Origin of the sequence: Lentzea sp. HUAS TT2, from assembly GCF_051853195.1 — a bacterium.
Taxonomy (GTDB): domain Bacteria; phylum Actinomycetota; class Actinomycetes; order Mycobacteriales; family Pseudonocardiaceae; genus Lentzea.
Map to the genome: position 1 here is coordinate 697,511 of NZ_CP196667.1, position 16,361 is coordinate 713,871.

A 16,361-nucleotide genomic window follows, 5' to 3' on the forward strand; every position below is an offset into this window, starting at 1 on the left:
GAAGCCAATGCGGACACCCACTGTCCGGAGTAGCCTGCCGTCTCATGTCACGTCCAGTGCACTTCGAGATCCACGCCGCAGATCCCGAGCGGGCGCGGACCTTCTACACCTCCGTCTTCGGCTGGAAGATCGAGCAGTGGGGCGACATCCCCTACTGGGTCATCACCACCGGCGACGACGACCAGCCCGGCGTGAACGGCGGCCTGCTCCCCCGTCGCGGCCCGGACCCCGAGCCGGACGCACCGGTCCACGGGTACGTCATGACGATCAGCGTGATCGACATCGACGCCACCATCGCCGCGATCGAGGTCAACGGCGGCACAGTCGCGCTGCCCAAGGACAAGATGCCCGGCGTGGGCCTGCTCGCCTACTACAAGGACACCGAGAACAACATCTTCGGCATCCTGCAGCCAGAGGACAGCTAGGCGGGCCGCTTGCCCTTGGGCAGCCGCGCGACGACGGCGTCGTAGGAGCCGTCGACCAGCTCCAGCAGGTCGTCGTCCGGCACGGCTCCCTTGAGCGCGATGGTGTTCCACCCGTACCGCCCGACGTACCCGCTCACCGTGACGTCACCGGGAAAGCGCTCTCGCCACACCGCGGCGGCCTCGGCGTCGGCACCGCACTTCAACCCGACGGTGTGCACGTCGAGCCCGATGAAGGCGAACGCCTTCCCGCCGACCTTGCACACGAGTTCGGCCTCGCCCCACGGATACGTCTCCTCCGCGCCGGGCTTGCCGGCGCAGTAGACGATCAACTCATCCAGTGTCACAACAGGATTATCGCGCGCCGAACACCGCGACGAAACGAGTGAGCAGCCGAGCGAACATCACCCGTTCCTCCTCGCTCCAGTCCGCCATCGCGCCGGCACAAGCACTCTGCCGGGCCCGGTGCAGCTCAGCGGACGTGGCGCGCCCCCGCGGCGTGCGCACGAGCAGCACCCGCCGGCCGTCTGCCTTGTCCGCGATCCGCGCCACCAGCCCGGCGTCGACCGCACTGGTCACGAGCTTGCTCGCCCGAGGTTGATCAACGTGCAAAGCCAAGGCAACACTGGAAACCGTGGCCTGAGCCCCTGTCCGTTCCGCCGTCTCCACAACGTCGAGCACGTCAAAGGCCGGAACAGCCAACTCGGCCAGCGCCCTACGTGACTGACTGCGCCGCACAGCGATCAGCGCCTGCTCCACCGCGGCGAGGTGGGAGTCCACATCCACCCCGAGATCATGGCCGCCCAGCGCCCTGACGAAAGCAGTCCGCGCACATCTCACCCCAGAGGGCGATTTACGCGCTCCGCGCGAATCGTTATGAGCGAGCAGGATTACGCGCTGCGTTCGCCGATCTCACCGTGAGCGACGTCCATAGTGGACGAACTAGCAGTGGTCCGGTGACGTACGGGCGATCGGCCGGGCGCATGCCGGAGAGTGATGTCGGCTGGACGGAACGCCATACCGGGATGCCGATGCCAGCCGCACGCGAACCTCGACCCGAGCGGCTTCGCCGACCCGCTGCAGTCCGACCCGGCGCGGTCGCAACGCGCATGAGTACCTTGCGTTCAGCACAGGCATCCACAACTGCCCCGGCGCGAACGGCCCGGTGACGCGCCGGCGGGCCAAGCTCCTGTGTGGTGGCGCCGCCGGCCAGGTCACAGCAGATCCAGCGGCCTCCGCCGGACCCGGCGTCGACCACCTCCTGGCGTGGCGACGCCCTGCCGGACTTACGAAAGGCGCGCGGCGGGCCTCACTTCACCCCGGCCGCGTCCATGCCCCGCAGTTCCTTCTTCAGGTCCTGGATCTCGTCCCGCAGCCGGGCCGCCAGCTCGAACTGCAGATCCCTGGCCGCGTTCATCATCTGATCGGTCAGCGACTGCACCAGGTCGGCAAGCTCCGACCGGGCCATCCCTGCCCGCTCGTGCGACGCGACGACGCCGGAGGAGCGGCCGCCCTCGCCGGTGGCCCGCTTGCCGCGCGACTGGTTGCGCCCGGACCCGCCGACCGGGACCTCGTCCTCCACCTCGGAGTACACGGCCTCCAGGATGTCGGTGATCTTCTTGCGCAGCGGCTGCGGGTCGAGGCCGCGTTCGAGGTTGTAGGCGACCTGCTTCTCGCGGCGGCGGTTGGTCTCGTCGATCGCGTGCCGCATCGAGTCGGTGATCCGGTCCGCGTACATGTGGACCTCACCGGACACGTTGCGGGCCGCGCGGCCGATCGTCTGCACCAGCGACGTGCCGGACCGCAGGAAGCCTTCCTTGTCCGCGTCGAGGATCGCCACGAGCGACACCTCTGGCAGGTCGAGGCCCTCCCGCAGGAGGTTGATGCCGATCAGCACGTCGAAGTCGCCCAGGCGCAGCTGCCGCAGCAGTTCGACGCGGCGCAGGGTGTCGACCTCGGAGTGCAGGTAGCGGACCCGGATGCCCAGCTCCAGCAGGTAGTCCGTCAGGTCCTCGGCCATCTTCTTGGTCAGCGTCGTGACCAGGACGCGCTCGTCGCGCTCCGCCCGTTCGCGGATCGAGTGCACCAGGTCGTCGATCTGGCCCTCGGTCGGCTTCACGACGACCTCGGGGTCGATGAGGCCGGTGGGACGGATGACCTGCTCGACGAACTCGCCGCCTGCCTGGCCCATCTCGTACGGGCCGGGGGTGGCGGACAGGTACACGACCTGGCCGATGCGGTCGGCGAACTCCTCCCAGGTGAGCGGGCGGTTGTCCAGCGCGGAGGGCAGCCGGAAGCCGTGCTCGACGAGGTTGCGCTTGCGGGAGGCGTCGCCCTCGTACATGCCGCCGATCTGCGGCACCGTCACGTGCGACTCGTCGATGACCATCAGGAAGTCGTCGGGGAAGTAGTCGATCAGCGTCGCCGGTGCGGTGCCGGCGCCGCGGCCGTCGATGTGGCGCGAGTAGTTCTCGATGCCGTTGCAGAAGCCGACCTGCTTCATCATCTCCAGGTCGTACTGGGTGCGCATGCGCAGGCGCTGGGCCTCCAGCAGCTTGCCCTGGCGCTCCATCTGCGCGAGCGTCGTCTCCAGCTCGGCCTCGATGTCGCGGATCGCGCGCTCCATGCGCTCCGGGCCCGCCACGTAGTGCGTCGCAGGGAAGATCCGGAGCTCGGAGACCTCCTTCACCACGTCACCGGTGAGCGGGTGGAGGTAGAACAGCTTGTCGATCTCGTCGCCGAAGAACTCGACGCGGATGGCGAGCTCCTCGTAGGACGGGATGATCTCGACCGTGTCGCCGCGCACGCGGAACGAGCCGCGGGTGAACGACATGTCGTTGCGCGTGTACTGGACGTCGACCAGCAGGCGCAGGAACGCGTCGCGGTCGACCTCCACACCGGTCTCCAGCGGGATCGAGCGGTCGAGGTACGACTGGGGCGTGCCCAGGCCGTAGATGCACGACACGGACGCGACCACGATGACGTCGCGCCGGGTCAGCAACGACATCGTGGCCGAGTGGCGCAGGCGCTCGACGTCGTCGTTGATCGAGGAGTCCTTCTCGATGTACGTGTCCGTCTGCGGGATGTACGCCTCTGGCTGGTAGTAGTCGTAGTAGCTGACGAAGTACTCCACCGCGTTGTGCGGGAAGAGCTCCTTCAGCTCGTTCGCCAGCTGGGCGGCCAGCGTCTTGTTCGGCGCCATCACCAGCGTCGGGCGTTGCAGCTTCTCCACCAGCCACGCCGTCGTCGCCGACTTGCCGGTACCCGTGGCACCGAGCAGCACCACGTCGCGCTCGCCGGCACGGACGCGGCGTTCGAGGTCGGCGATGGCAGCCGGCTGGTCGCCAGCCGGCTGGTACTCGCTGACCACGCGGAACTGCCCGTCGGTGCGGACGATGTCGCCGACGGGACGGTGTTCGGAGTGCGCCTTGACGGTGCTTTCCTCTGGCGGGAGCTCGGTTGCGAAAGCCACGGGAAGCACGTTACGCCGGAGGTCTGACAATTTCCGATTAGACCTGGTCAGAGACCTAATCGCAGGGGCAGCAGCAACAGTCGCAGTTGCAGTTGCAGTCGCAGTTCGGGCCGCAGTCGCCACCGTCGCACCCGTCACGCCGCTTGTCGCTCCATGGGCCGGGGAACGGGTCGCGGCAGCAGAACTGACACGTGCCGCACATGTAGAGGAACGCCCCGCATCCCTCGAAGCACCCGCGCGGCTGCCGCTGCCAGTTCAGCCTCGGGTACGCCCACAGCCCGCTGCCCGGCTCGGACCAGCGGGGTTTGCCCGGCGGGTACTCGTGCCGCTTGCGCTTGCCGAAGACCCGGATGACCGACTCCTCCAGCTCGTGCACCATCAGTTTGTGCACGAGGCGCGCATCGGTGAACTCCACGTCGCCGAGCGCCAGCCTGATCCCAGCCACGGCGTCCAGGCACAGCCGGTGCGCCTCGGCGACGGACGTCCCGGTGGAGACCAGCGGGTTCCACGCTCCCGAAGCCTGGTCCTCCTCCAGGTCCTCTGCGGCGTCGATGAGGTGCGCGACCCGCCCGAACAGCCGTCCCACCTCGCGCAGCGGCTCGGCGTTCTGCGGCCTCCCGGCGATCACGGCGGTCTGCGCGAAGGCGAACCCCGTCGCGGTCTCCGTCGGCTCGGTGACCACGAGCACGGAACTGCCCAGCCCGGCTCCGGCCTCCACCTCGGGCTGCCGCCGGACCGCGTCCACCATCACCGACGCGTCGAACCCGAGACCGGACGCCGTTTCCAGGCCCTTGGCGGCCCAGCGCCGCGCCATCACGCGCCCCGCCCACGGCACCTTGCCCGCGAGGCCGTCGCCGTCGTCCACGTGGTCCTGGATCTTCAACGAAGCCAGCACCAGCGACACCGAGGCCGCGAGCCGCGCTCCGTCGCCGATGGCCACGTCGGCGGACTTCATGCCGCGCAACGCACACGGCCCGGCGGTCCGTCGCGACACACCGGACTGCGCCTCCACGGCGGCCGAGATCATCAGCCCGTCGTAGTTCGTGACGAGGCGTGAGAGATGACCGTGCTCGTCGCGCAACGACAGGCACATTCCACAGAGGTGAGAGAGCCACGCGGACCGCAGCTCAGCGCCCATTCTGTTGCGGCAGGGGCGGATGATCCCGAACATGCGCGGCATCCTAAGTGGCCGGAGGCCGCAACGATGGCAGTATCGCGGACGTGGCACACATCCATCCGCCGAAGATCGAGTACTTCGACCTGGACGCCAAGAGCAACACAGATCCCAAGGGACAGCTGCGCAGCGTCGACGAGTTCCGGCTCACGCCGACCGGCCTCTACATGTTCCGCCCGCTCGCGGGCCACCCCAAGATCAGCCACTTCGAGAGCTGGTTCCTGCCCAAGTTCAGCCTCCGCGTGACCCGCCAGTCGTGGCATCCCGGTCATCAGCTCGACTTCGACTTCTACGTCGACGTCGTGGAGATCAACGCGATCGGGAGCGTCTGGAAAACAACCGATCTGTACCTCGACCTGATAGTCCGAACGGGTCACAGCGTCACCGTTCTGGACACCGACGAGTTGATCACCGCAGTTCAGCACAACCTGCTCTCTCCGCAACGCGCGCAAAGGGCCTTGGAAACCACCTACTCGGCGGTGTCCGGCATTTCAGCGCACGGTCACGATGTGGTCAGGTGGCTCACCTCTTCGGGTTGTCCTACGTCCTGGCGTTAGTACACAGAGCGTGTTCGTCACCTGACCGTGACGTAACAAATCGACCCGGCGTGTAACTGCGAGCACTTATTTGACTACGCTCGGCGGCGTGGGAGCGGTCACTACACCTCAGTTGGTCGATGTCGTCGACACCATTTCGGGCGTGCGCGCATATTCGTCCGGTGGGTCCCGAACGCTCAGTTCGTGCAACGTCGAACGGTGGGGTCTGCGAATCGAGCATCCCACTCCGGAAGACCCGTTCTCGGACTCCGAGGTCACCTGGCTGATGCCCGAACTGGGCGTGCGCCTGACCACTCACCGCCCGCGTTCCCGGCACGCGCGCAGCACCCCGAGCGTGCTGTCCGCCGTGCGGGTCGAGCGCGACCACCGCCACTGGCAGACGACGGACCTGCTGCTGGGCCTGGCCGTTCCGGGCGGCACCACGGCCCGCATCGTGCGCAGCGAGGAGTTCGCCGCCGCCGTTGCGGGCCGCGTGCTGCGACCGGGTGACGCCGACCAGGCGCTGCGCACGGTCCACCGCACCCTCGAAGAGCTGAGCAACGTCAACCACAACCTGACGTCGTGGCTGACGTGGCACGGCATCTACGACTCCTGGCCACCCCTGTAGGCCTCGACGCGCCGCACGGCCGCCTCCATCCAGGGCCCCTTCGCCTCACCGTAGGCGAACCCGTTGGCGTCGGCCGCGAACCGCTGTGACAGCTCGATCTTGATGTTCGCGTACTCCTCACGAGCCTGCGCGTCGTGCCGCAACCAGTCGCGGAAGTCGACGGCCCACCGCCAGTTGGCGGCGCCCTCGACCCGCAGGTGCAGGTTCACCCGCCGCCCGGGGTCAGCCCCGGCGTGCAGCCGCTTCTCCCAGCCACCCTCACCACGAGGCGTGTCCTCGTACGTTCCCACGTACGGAAACCCGGCCTGCGCCAACGCCTCCCGCAGCCCGTCCGCGGTCTCCATGTCCTCAACGGCGAGCTGAAAATCGAGCACGTCCTTGGCCGCAAGCCCTGGCACCGAGGTCGACCCGATGTGCTCGACGTGCCGCCCACCGGCCGCCAAGCTGATCCGCCGGGCGATCCGCCGAGCCTGCGCCGGCCACGTCTCGTCGTAGGGCACCACCAGCGGCGACCCGGACGCGTACGACTGCGTGCGAACGTTCTTCTCGAACCCCACCAGCCGATCCCACAACGCCGTGACGTCAGGGACCTCACCGCTGTTGTCCAGCCACACGTCCGCAACGGCCCGCCGCTGCTCATCGCTGGCTTGCGCGGCAATCCGGTTCTCGGCATCCCGCCGATCCATCCCACGGCTGCCGACCAGCCGCTCCAGCCGCGTCTCCGAGTCCGCGAACACAACGATCACCAGGTGGTACACGGCCGCCATGTCCCGCTCCACCAACAACGGGATGTCGTGCACCACGATGGCGTCCTCAGCAGCCTCCGACATCCGCTGCCCGGTCAACGCCCCGATACGCGGATGCGTGATCCCGTTGAGCGTCTGCCGAGCCTCCTCGGTGGCGAACGCCTTGGCCGCCAACGCAGCCCGATCCAGCGTGCCGTCAGCGTTGAGCACGTCCTCGCCGAACGCCTTGACGACCTCGGCAAGCCCTTCAGTACCAGGCTCGAGGACCTCACGCGCCAGCTTGTCCGCATCGATGACCACGGCACCGCGAGCCGCGAGCAACCTCGCGACCGTCGACTTGCCGGACCCGATTCCCCCGGTCAACCCCACCCTGAGCATGCGGCTCAGGTTAGACCGGCGGCGTCATCGACTGCTGCGCGAGTACCGGCAGAACCGCGACCAACTTCTCCTTGGGGATGAAGTTGTTCCGGTTGCGCACGACGAAAGTCGACTTGCCGAGCGACCCGATCAACAGCTGCTCGTCCTTGCCCTCGACCAACGTCCCCTTCTGCTTGCCGACGTCGACCTCGGTGATCTTCGCCCCTTCACCCCGCTCAGCCTCGACGCTCTCAGCGACACGGGTACGGGCCGTCAGGTCATCGGTGTACGTGGACAGCCCGATGACGATCTTGGCCTCAGGCAGGTTCTTCTTCTCGGGAATCCCGTAGTAACAGTCGATCTTCCCGGTCCGCCCGATCCCGGGTTCCTTGATGCCGATGATGATCCGCGGCTCCCCCGGCAACTCCTGCCCGAGCGTCGCGTTCATGACCTCGACGGGCACCACGAGCTCACAGTCGTCCGGCAGAGCCCGATCCACCATCAACGGCACCCGAGAAGGCGTGGTGGGCGGAGTGATCTTCGGAATCTGAGGCGGCGGCGCCTGAGTCTGCGGCACGGCGGTCGAGCAGGCCGCACAGACCACCAGCAGCAGACCCGCACCCAGCGCCACGACGAACTTGTTCCCACGCATAGGTTTGCCAACCTACACAACGAGGTCAGGCCTCCACCACAGAGTGAATGGGTGTCGCATTGGTGCTGCGGTCAAGGCGTCTGCAAGTACCGCCAACTCATGATCGAATCACCTCGAGCTACACCCAACTCTGCTGGCGCTCAAGCTCACGTCGCACAACAGCCACGTACCCGGCCGGATCGTGCACGACGTCCCACCACGTGAATCGAAGCAACGACCAGCCAAGCTGCAGCAAGCGGTTCTGACGTTGCCGGTCCCGGTACAGCGCACGTGGCGCGTTGTGTACGGCGCCGTCGAACTCGATGCCCAATCTGCGCTCTGGATAGGCCGCATCGAGTCGCGCCACGAGGTCGCCGCCGTCGAAGACCTCATGTTGAGCGATCGGCAGCATGAGGCCCGCGTCCCTCAGCGCAAGCCTGCCGGCGGTCTCCAAAATGGACTCTGCTCGTCCGTCTGCCTCGGCTACGCGCAGCTTGATCACGCCGTCACCTCTTCCGCCAGGGCGAGTCACCAACGACGCTGCGATCTGAGCTGCAGAAACGATCTCACGACGAACAGCGTCGTCGATCGCCCAGACCGCGTCGAGTCGCGGCACCTCGGCGACCATGTCGAGCAGCGAACGCACTGCCGTGGTGATGGGCACTCCGCCACGAAGTTCGACATCACCCTGCGCGAGAGCACGGCCGTGGCAGACCAACTCGCGTCTCCGGATACGCCGCATGTCGCGGGCGACCGTTATGTGCTCAGGCCGCAGACCGCCCGGTACGACCACGTCATGCACAAGTGCGGCGGTCTGATGACTGGCAACCGCATCCGCCACTCCGGAACTCAGCACGGCAGCCCTCGCCAGGGCAAGCGGGGCGGGTTCCGATCCGCGTCGCACGTACACGCAGCGCTGCACACGGCGGATTCGCCCGGTCCGCAGCGCCTTCATGATCTGGTCGGGATCCACTCCCTCACACAGCGCACGATCGCGAAGGATCAATCCGTCGTACTCGATGACTTCGTCAATCCACTCGTCCATGCACTCAGGGTGGGCCAACACTGTCGGCTACTAGGGGCGTACTTCTCGACCTGTGGATAACTCGGGCAGATGGTTGTAGAAAGCAGCTACTTGATCTTGAGTTGGTGGTACTTGCAGACGCCGACAGAACAACGAAGGCCCCTGCTCCCAGAGGGTGCAGGGGCCTTCGTCAGTCAGCTACGAGGTAGCTGGAACGATCACATACCGCCCGACAGCTTCTCGCGAAGCGCCGCGAGCTGCTCGTCCGAAGCGAGCGTGCCACCGGACTGAGCCGGCGCACCCACGGACGCGGAAGGAGCGTCGCCACCGGAGGTGTAGTTGCCCGCACCCTCGGCCGAAGCCTCTTCCTCGGCCTCGGCGGCCTTGCGGATCTGCTTCATGTGGGCCTCGTAACGAGTGTGCGCCTCGGCGTACTGGCGCTCCCACTCCTCACGCTGCTTGTCGAAGCCCTCGCCCCACTCCTGCGACTCCGGGTCGAAGCCCTCGGGGTAGATGTAGTTGCCCTGGTCGTCGTACTCGGCGGCCATGCCGTACTGGGTCGGGTCGAACTCGGTGTCGACCGTGAAGCCCTCGTTGGCCTGCTTGAGCGACAGCGAGATGCGGCGACGGTCGAGGTCGATGTCGATGACCTTGACCATGACGTCGTCGCCGACCTGCACGACCTGCTCCGGGATCTCGACGTGGCGCTCGGCCAGCTCGGAGATGTGGACCAGGCCCTCGATGCCCTCGTCCACGCGGACGAACGCACCGAACGGAACCAGCTTCGTGACCTTGCCCGGCACGATCTGACCGATCGCGTGGGTGCGGGCGAACTGGCGCCACGGGTCTTCCTGCGTCGCCTTGAGCGACAGCGACACGCGCTCGCGCTCCATGTCGACGTCGAGGACCTCGACGGTGACTTCCTGGCCGACCTCGACAACCTCGGACGGGTGGTCGATGTGCTTCCAGGACAGCTCCGAGACGTGGACGAGACCGTCGACGCCACCCAGGTCCACGAAGGCACCGAAGTTGACGATCGAGGACACGACGCCCTTGCGGACCTGGCCCTTCTGCAGCTGGTTGAGGAACTCGCTGCGGACCTCGGACTGGGTCTGCTCGAGCCACGCGCGACGGGACAGGACCACGTTGTTGCGGTTCTTGTCCAGCTCGATGATCTTCGCCTCGAGCTCACGGCCGACGTACGGCTGGAGGTCGCGGACGCGACGCATCTCGACGAGCGAGGCGGGGAGGAAGCCGCGGAGACCGATGTCGAGGATGAGACCACCCTTGACGACCTCGATGACCGTGCCCTTGACGGGCTCGTCCTTCTCCTTGAGGGCCTCGATGGTGCCCCACGCGCGCTCGTACTGGGCGCGCTTCTTGGAGAGGATCAGGCGGCCTTCCTTGTCCTCCTTCTGGAGAACAAGCGCCTCGACCTCGTCACCGACCTTGACGACCTCGTTGGGGTCGACGTCGTGCTTGATCGACAGTTCGCGCGAGGGGATGACGCCCTCGGTCTTGTAGCCGATGTCGAGCAGGACCTCGTCCCGATCGACCTTGACGATGGTGCCCTCAACGATGTCGCCATCGTTGAAGTACTTGATCGTCTTGTCGATAGCTGCGAGGAAGTCCTCCTCCGTCCCGATGTCGTTGATCGCGACCTGCTTGGGAGCAGCGGCAACGGGGGCGGTGGTGGTGTCGGTGGACATTAGGTAGGTGGCTCCGGTACGGATTGGCATTGATTGGCTGGTAGTGGTGCGCGCGCAGCGACACAGCGACCTGGAATCCCGCGGTTCTGGATCATGGGCAGCACTAACCCACTACGCACGCGATATCGTACGCGGCCGCGAGACGCGCAAGCAAACCAGCCCCCATGTGAAGGAGCAGTGTGTCCAACCAGCACGCGAGCGCGGAACAAGCGCTCGGCACCACCGGCATCGTCAAGCGAGGGGCGGACGCCGCCGAGTCGCGCGTGGCGAACCGAATCTGGTGGGACGCGGACGCCGACGACTACCACGAGACGCACGGTGATTTCCTGGGCGCGGCGGACTTCGTCTGGTGCCCGGAGGGCGTGCGCGAGGAAGAGGCGCGGTTCCTGGGTGAAATCGCTGGTCAGCGGGTCCTGGAGGTCGGCTGCGGCAGTGCCCCGTGCGCCCGTTGGCTGCAGGACAACAAGGCCTACGCCACCGCTTTCGACATCTCAGAGGGCATGCTCCGGCACGCCCGCGCGAACAACGCCAGGACCGGCATCGACGTCCCGCTCGTGCAGGCCAGCGCTGATCAGCTGCCCTTCAGGGACGACTCCTTCGACGCCGCCTGCAGCGCGTTCGGTGCGGTGCCGTTCGTCGCGGACGTCCAGGAGGTCTTCAGCGAACTCTCCCGCGTGCTCCGCCCCGGCTCGCCCTGGGTGTTCGCGGTGAACCACCCGATGCGGTGGATCTTCCCGGACGACCCCGGCCCGCTCGGCCTCACGGTCACGCAGTCGTACTTCGACCGCACGCCCTATGTAGAGGTGGACGACGACGGCAAGGCCACCTACGTGGAGCACCACCGCACGCTCGGCGACTACGTCCGGGCACTCACGAACACCGGTTTCGTGGTCGAGGACCTGCTCGAACCCGAGTGGCCGGCCGGCCACACCCGCAACTGGGGCCAGTGGAGCCCCCTGCGCGGCAAGCTCTTCCCCGGCACCGCGATCTTCCGGACCCGCCTGACGTCGTAATCTCATCGGCCATGACCTCGGCACGCGGACTCGTGGCGGCCCAGTCAGCACGTTTCGCGTCGCTGGACCCGCTGCTCCCGCCCGCCACCGAACCGCCGACGGACGGCCACGTCATCACGGCGGCGCTGGCGGACGGCACGCGCGTGGCCGGGGTCATCAGCCACCAGAGCTTCGCGCCGCACTCGACCACGCGGCTGTGGTCGACGGCGGAGGTCTGGGAGATGCTGCCGCTCGTCGGCACCTCCCAGGGCATGGACGCGCTGCTCACCCGGTTCCGCCGCCACCTCGACACGCAGGACGTGCACGAGGACACGGCGTGCGTGGTGCACTGGCCGAGCCGCGACACCAAGGCCGCGCGGGCGTTCCTCGACCACGGCCTCGTGCCGCTGTCCGTGCTCGCCGTGCGCCTGAAGACGCCGGCCCACCACGTCTCGCGCACGCTCACGATCCGCCGTGCGACCCCGCACGACCTGGAGACCGTGCTGGAGCTGTCGCTCGCGGAGCTCGAGTACTCCTCCTACGTCGGCTCGACGATCGTGCGCCCGGAGGCCGCCCAGGTGAAACGCCGCGCCCTGGTCGAACGCCTGGAGAACGCGAGCCCCATCTGGCTCGCCGAACGCGACGGCATCGCGGTGGCGCTGGCCGAGTGCGCGATCGTGTCGTCCGAGCCCGGCACGATGGCGGCAGCCCGGCTGCCCCGCGGCCGCTGGGGTTACGTGAACTGCGTCTCCGTGCTGCCCGGCGCCCGCGGCAGCGGCATCGGCCAGCAGCTCCTCGCCCACGCCCACCAGGAGCTTCACCGGATGGGCACGGTCGGCACCTACCTCTACTACAACCCGCCGAACCCGCTGAGCAGCGTGTTCTGGCCGCGTCAGGGCTACCGGCCGCTGTGGACCGTCTGGGAAGTACGCCCCGCCTCCGCCCTTAGGTGACCTATGTCCGAGTTGCAGAGAGCCGAAGGCTGCGCGAGAATTTGTACTGACCGGTCAGTTTAAACGGAAGGTAAAGACGTGGAGATCCACGCAAGTCGCGCCGGCGTCAACGGGGGCCATGGTCCCCTGCTCCGCCCGACTTCGCTGACCGTGAAGCCCGGCGAGCTCACGCTGGTCGCGGGCGAGCCAGGCACCGGTCACACGGCCCTCGCGCTCCTGCTGTCCGGCCGCATGAAGCCGTCAACGGGCACGGTGTCGCCGGACGCGAAGACGCTGCGCAAGCGCGTCGTGCTGGTCGACGCCCCCGAGGTGAACGAACCGGAGGAGGCGCTCAGCCTCTCCGCCGTCGTCGGCGAGGAGCTCGCGATGAACGGCATGCCCTCCGGCAAGAAGGCGGTGCACGACTGGTTGGTCGAGCACGCCGCCGACGAGCACGCGGACAAGCGCTTCGAGCACGTCCCGGCACACACACGCTGTGCCGTGATGCTCGACCTGGCCGTCGCACGCCCTGGCGTCACGTCGCTGATCCTCGACTGCCCTGACCGCTACCACCCGAACCCGCGCGAGTGGTTCGCACTGGCCCACGGCCACGTGACCCCCGAACGGTCCGTCGTCGTCCTGTGCTCGAACTCCTCGGCTCACATCCTCGACATCCCGCACGCGCGCCTTGGTGAGGACAACGACACCAAGATGGAGATCACCGCATGAGCGCCCTTCGCATGGCCTTCAACGAGCTCCGCCGGATCACCTCCGGCAAGCTCCCCAAGCTCGCCGTCCTGGCTCTGGCGCTCGTGCCGCTGCTGTACGCGTCGCTCTACCTGTACGCCAACAAGGACCCGTACGCGAACCTCAACAACGTCCCGGCCGCGCTGGTCGTGAAGGACAAGGGTGCCAAGGACCTCAACGCCGGCAAGGACGTCGCGGACGAGCTGCTCAACGGCAAGAAGTTCAACTGGAAGGTCGTCGACGACGCCGACGAGGGCGTGCGCAAGGGCACGTACATCTTCGCGCTGACGCTGCCGGAGGACTTCTCCGAGGCGCTCACGTCCGCGGAGCAGAACAAGCCGCGCCAGGGCGTGCTGACCCTGACGACCAACGACGCCAACAACTACCTGGGCAGCACGATCGCGAACCAGGTCGTCTCCGAGGTGCGCCGCGCGGTCACGGCGAAGGTCTCCACCGAGGCCGCCGACAAGCTGCTGCTCGGCTTCTCCACGATCCGCCAGGAGACCACCAAGGCCGTCGACGGCGCCAAGCAGCTCGCGGACGGCAGCGCGACGCTGCGCGACAAGGTCGGCGAGCTCGACAACGGCGTCCAGCAGCTCTCCACGGGTGCGGTGACGGCGGCCAACGGCGCCGCGCAGCTGCGTGACGGCACGCACGAGCTCCGTTCACAGACCGCAGCCCTGCCCGACGGCGCGAAGAAGATCGCCGACGGCGCGCGCCAGGTGGCGAACGGCAACGAGACCGCCGCGACCCAGGCGGAGGAGTACGCGAAGAAGGCCCAGGCGCTCGTCGGTGTGCTCGACCAGGCCAACGGCGACATCGCGGCCCGCCTGCGAGCCTTGGGTTTCACCGAGGAACAGGTGCAGAACGTCCTGGGCACGATCGGTCAGGTCCGCAAGCCGGTGGACGACGCCAACGGCAAGGTCCAGGGCGCCGCAGGGGACCTCCGCAAGCTCGCGACCGGCGCGGACCAGGTGGCCGACGGCGCCGAGCAGCTCTCGTCGAAGATGCCCGGCCTGGTCGCGGGGGTCGTCAAGCTCGACGACGGCGCCACGAAGCTCGCCGACGGCAACGCCCAGCTCCGCGACGGCCTGCAGAAGGCGGCGACCGGCACCCCGCAGCTCAGGGACGGTGCCGCGAAGCTCGCCGACGGGTCGGCCCAGCTGCGCGACGGCCTGGCCGGTGGCGTGGACAAGATCCCGAACCAGGACGACCCGACCAGGGCGGCCATCGCGCAGGCGATCGGCGACCCGGTGGCGGTGCGCGGCCTGTCCCAGACGAAGGCCGCCACGTACGGCGCCGGCCTCGCCCCGTTCTTCCTGGGCCTGGCGACGTGGATCGGCGCGTTCGTGCTGTTCCTGCTGCTGCGCCCGCTCTCACGCCGTGCGCTCGCCGCCGGTCAGTCCGCGTTGAGGGTCGCCGTGGGCGGTTGGCTGCCGGGTGCGTTGCTCGGCATCGTGCAGGTGCTCGTGATGTTCACGGTCGTGCGGTTCGTGGTGGACATCGAGCCGTCGAACCCGTTCGGCACGTTCGGGTTCCTCGTGCTGATGTCGCTGACCTTCGTGGCGATCCTGCACGCGCTGAACGCGGCGTTCGGCGCCGTCGGCAAGTTCCTGGGCCTGATCCTGCTGATCCTCCAGCTGGTCAGCGCGGGTGGCACGTTCCCGTGGCAGACGATCCCCGTTCCGCTGTACCCGCTGCACTACGGCCTGCCGATGGGCTACGCGGTCGACGGTCTGCGCCACCTGATGTACGGCGGTGACCTCGGCAGCGTCGGAAAGGACGCGCTGATCCTTCTCGCCTGGCTGCTCGGAGCCCTAGCCTTGTCGTCCGTGGCGGCCTACAAGCAGCGGGTGTGGACAGCGTCCAAGCTGAAGCCGGAGCTCGTGCTGTGAGCGCGCGAACGACAGCGACCAAGCAGAAGCTCTTCGACGCGGCGTTGAAGCTGGTCGGCGAACGGGGCGCGGCCTCGGTCACCGTCGACGAGATAGCCGCGGAGGCCGGTGTCGCCAAGGGCACGATCTACTACAACTTCGCCTCGAAGGACGCCCTCGTCGAAGCGCTGCTGCACCACGGCGTGGAGATCCTCGCGGGCCGGCTGCGGTCCGCGGAGGGGTCCGAGGACTCGCTGGAGGCGCTGGTCGACGAGATGCTCGGCTTCTGGGCCGAGTACCCGGCGTTCGGTCAGCTGCTCGTCTCGGAGCTGTGGCGCACGCCGGGCCAATGGCACGGCACTCTCTCGTTGCTGCGCGACGACATCGTGTCGATCGTGCGCGGTCAGATGAAGCGCCTGTCCGACGCGGGCCGCCTGCCAGACGGGGTTGAGGTCGGCACCGCGTCGGCAGCGTTGTTCGGCACGTTGCTCGTGATCGCGCTGGACTGGCAGGTGTTCCAGCCGGAGCGGTCACGAGCCGAGGTGCGCGACTCCGTCATGCTCCTGGTGCGGGGCATGCGCTCGGCACGTTAGAGCTGACCGATCCGCTCCGGCCGTTGCAGAGCGGAGACCTGGGCGATCACGACGACGGCCAGTGCGGCGGCCACGACGGTGAGCACCGCGGACAGCACCGCCACCGCGCGGTAGACGGGCCCGCCGACGAACGTCTCGGTCACGTTGGCGAGCATCATCGCGAGGAACGCGTACTGCCAGGGCTTGATCCACGGGCTCGGCACCCGTTCCTCGAACGGCCTGTCGTGCTGCGCCACGTCGGACGCCCGCCACACGTCCGCCATCTGCTTCGCCTCACGCAGCCCGATCGCCGTGGCGTTGACCGAGGCGTGCCGGACCCAGATCACGAACGCGACCGCGGCGGGCAGCAACAGCAGCGACGCGAGCACGTCCCGCCTCGCGTCACCCGTGCTCAGGTCGAGTGCTGTGCCGATCACGCTCGCCACGGCGACCAGCACGATCAGGCCCTGGGCCACGTACCCGGTGATGCGGACATCTCTCAGTTCGATGTGAGCGCTCATTCGGTTCCCCCAGAAAGCACACGT

17 protein-coding genes are annotated in these 16,361 nt (G+C 67.8%); 8 read left to right on the forward strand and 9 right to left on the reverse strand.

From position 1 onward, the window contains the following. Positions 1-44 precede the first annotated feature (44 nt). A complete protein-coding gene (locus tag ACSHWB_RS03555) occupies positions 45-425 on the forward strand; it encodes a VOC family protein (protein WP_439660657.1) in 381 nt (126 codons plus the stop codon). Here ACSHWB_RS03555 and ACSHWB_RS03560 read toward each other — a convergent pair. From ACSHWB_RS03560 to ACSHWB_RS03575, 4 genes are all read right to left on the reverse strand, one after another. Further along, on the reverse strand, positions 422-769 hold the full coding sequence (locus ACSHWB_RS03560) for an MmcQ/YjbR family DNA-binding protein (protein WP_439660658.1): 348 nt from the start codon (positions 767-769) through the stop codon (positions 422-424). The genes ACSHWB_RS03555 and ACSHWB_RS03560 overlap by 4 nt on opposite strands. Before the next feature lie 7 nt (positions 770-776). Continuing rightward, positions 777-1,208, reverse strand: a complete 432-nt coding sequence (locus ACSHWB_RS03565; RefSeq protein WP_439660659.1) for a MarR family winged helix-turn-helix transcriptional regulator — start codon at positions 1,206-1,208, stop codon at positions 777-779. Positions 1,209-1,731: 523 nt separating this feature from the next. Continuing rightward, entirely contained in the window at positions 1,732-3,894 is a 2,163-nt protein-coding gene (gene uvrB / locus ACSHWB_RS03570) for an excinuclease ABC subunit UvrB (RefSeq protein WP_439660660.1), read from the reverse strand. 55 nt (positions 3,895-3,949) lie between these two features. Further along, entirely contained in the window at positions 3,950-5,065 is a 1,116-nt protein-coding gene (locus ACSHWB_RS03575) for a DUF5685 family protein (protein ID WP_439660661.1), read from the reverse strand. A 50-nt stretch (positions 5,066-5,115) separates the two neighbouring features. Between ACSHWB_RS03575 and ACSHWB_RS03580 the strand changes: the two genes are divergently transcribed. Continuing rightward, positions 5,116-5,625: a DUF402 domain-containing protein gene (locus ACSHWB_RS03580; RefSeq protein ID WP_439660662.1), complete on the forward strand. Its 510-nt coding sequence runs from the start codon at positions 5,116-5,118 to the stop codon at positions 5,623-5,625. A gap of 142 nt (positions 5,626-5,767) precedes the next feature. Continuing rightward, a complete protein-coding gene (locus tag ACSHWB_RS03585; RefSeq protein WP_439660663.1) occupies positions 5,768-6,232 on the forward strand; it encodes a DUF402 domain-containing protein in 465 nt (154 codons plus the stop codon). On the opposite strand, the gene coaE is transcribed toward ACSHWB_RS03585, so the two are convergent. From coaE to rpsA, 4 genes are all read right to left on the reverse strand, one after another. Further along, positions 6,208-7,356 carry a dephospho-CoA kinase gene (gene coaE, locus ACSHWB_RS03590; RefSeq protein ID WP_439660664.1) on the reverse strand — a complete coding sequence of 383 codons (1,149 nt, stop codon included), beginning with the start codon at positions 7,354-7,356 and terminating at the stop codon, positions 6,208-6,210. The genes ACSHWB_RS03585 and coaE overlap by 25 nt on opposite strands. Positions 7,357-7,366: 10 nt before the next feature. Next, the gene (locus ACSHWB_RS03595; protein WP_439660665.1) at positions 7,367-7,987 is read right to left on the reverse strand and encodes a hypothetical protein; all 621 of its coding nucleotides are present in this window, start codon (positions 7,985-7,987) and stop codon (positions 7,367-7,369) included. A 118-nt stretch (positions 7,988-8,105) separates the two neighbouring features. Further along, a complete protein-coding gene (locus tag ACSHWB_RS03600) occupies positions 8,106-9,011 on the reverse strand; it encodes an endonuclease domain-containing protein (protein WP_439660666.1) in 906 nt (301 codons plus the stop codon). A 197-nt stretch (positions 9,012-9,208) separates the two neighbouring features. Continuing rightward, entirely contained in the window at positions 9,209-10,699 is a 1,491-nt protein-coding gene (gene rpsA / locus ACSHWB_RS03605; RefSeq protein WP_319977070.1) for a 30S ribosomal protein S1, read from the reverse strand. A gap of 179 nt (positions 10,700-10,878) precedes the next feature. Between rpsA and ACSHWB_RS03610 the strand changes: the two genes are divergently transcribed. The 5 genes from ACSHWB_RS03610 to ACSHWB_RS03630 all read left to right on the forward strand — a co-directional run bounded on the left by ACSHWB_RS03610 (position 10,879) and on the right by ACSHWB_RS03630 (position 15,837). Next, positions 10,879-11,712 carry a class I SAM-dependent methyltransferase gene (locus ACSHWB_RS03610; protein WP_439660667.1) on the forward strand — a complete coding sequence of 278 codons (834 nt, stop codon included), beginning with the start codon at positions 10,879-10,881 and terminating at the stop codon, positions 11,710-11,712. Positions 11,713-11,723: 11 nt separating this feature from the next. Beyond that, entirely contained in the window at positions 11,724-12,644 is a 921-nt protein-coding gene (locus tag ACSHWB_RS03615) for a GNAT family N-acetyltransferase (protein ID WP_439660668.1), read from the forward strand. Positions 12,645-12,722: 78 nt separating this feature from the next. Then, positions 12,723-13,352 (forward strand): ATP-binding cassette domain-containing protein, encoded by a 630-nt coding sequence (locus ACSHWB_RS03620; RefSeq protein ID WP_439660669.1) that lies wholly within the window; start codon positions 12,723-12,725, stop codon positions 13,350-13,352. Beyond that, positions 13,349-15,265, forward strand: a complete 1,917-nt coding sequence (locus ACSHWB_RS03625) for a YhgE/Pip family protein (RefSeq protein WP_439660670.1) — start codon at positions 13,349-13,351, stop codon at positions 15,263-15,265. The genes ACSHWB_RS03620 and ACSHWB_RS03625 overlap by 4 nt, the downstream gene beginning before the upstream one ends. After that, on the forward strand, positions 15,262-15,837 hold the full coding sequence (locus ACSHWB_RS03630; protein ID WP_439660671.1) for a TetR/AcrR family transcriptional regulator: 576 nt from the start codon (positions 15,262-15,264) through the stop codon (positions 15,835-15,837). The genes ACSHWB_RS03625 and ACSHWB_RS03630 overlap by 4 nt, the downstream gene beginning before the upstream one ends. On the opposite strand, the gene ACSHWB_RS03635 is transcribed toward ACSHWB_RS03630, so the two are convergent. After that, positions 15,834-16,337: a hypothetical protein gene (locus ACSHWB_RS03635; RefSeq protein WP_439660672.1), complete on the reverse strand. Its 504-nt coding sequence runs from the start codon at positions 16,335-16,337 to the stop codon at positions 15,834-15,836. The genes ACSHWB_RS03630 and ACSHWB_RS03635 overlap by 4 nt on opposite strands. Positions 16,338-16,361 lie beyond the last annotated feature (24 nt).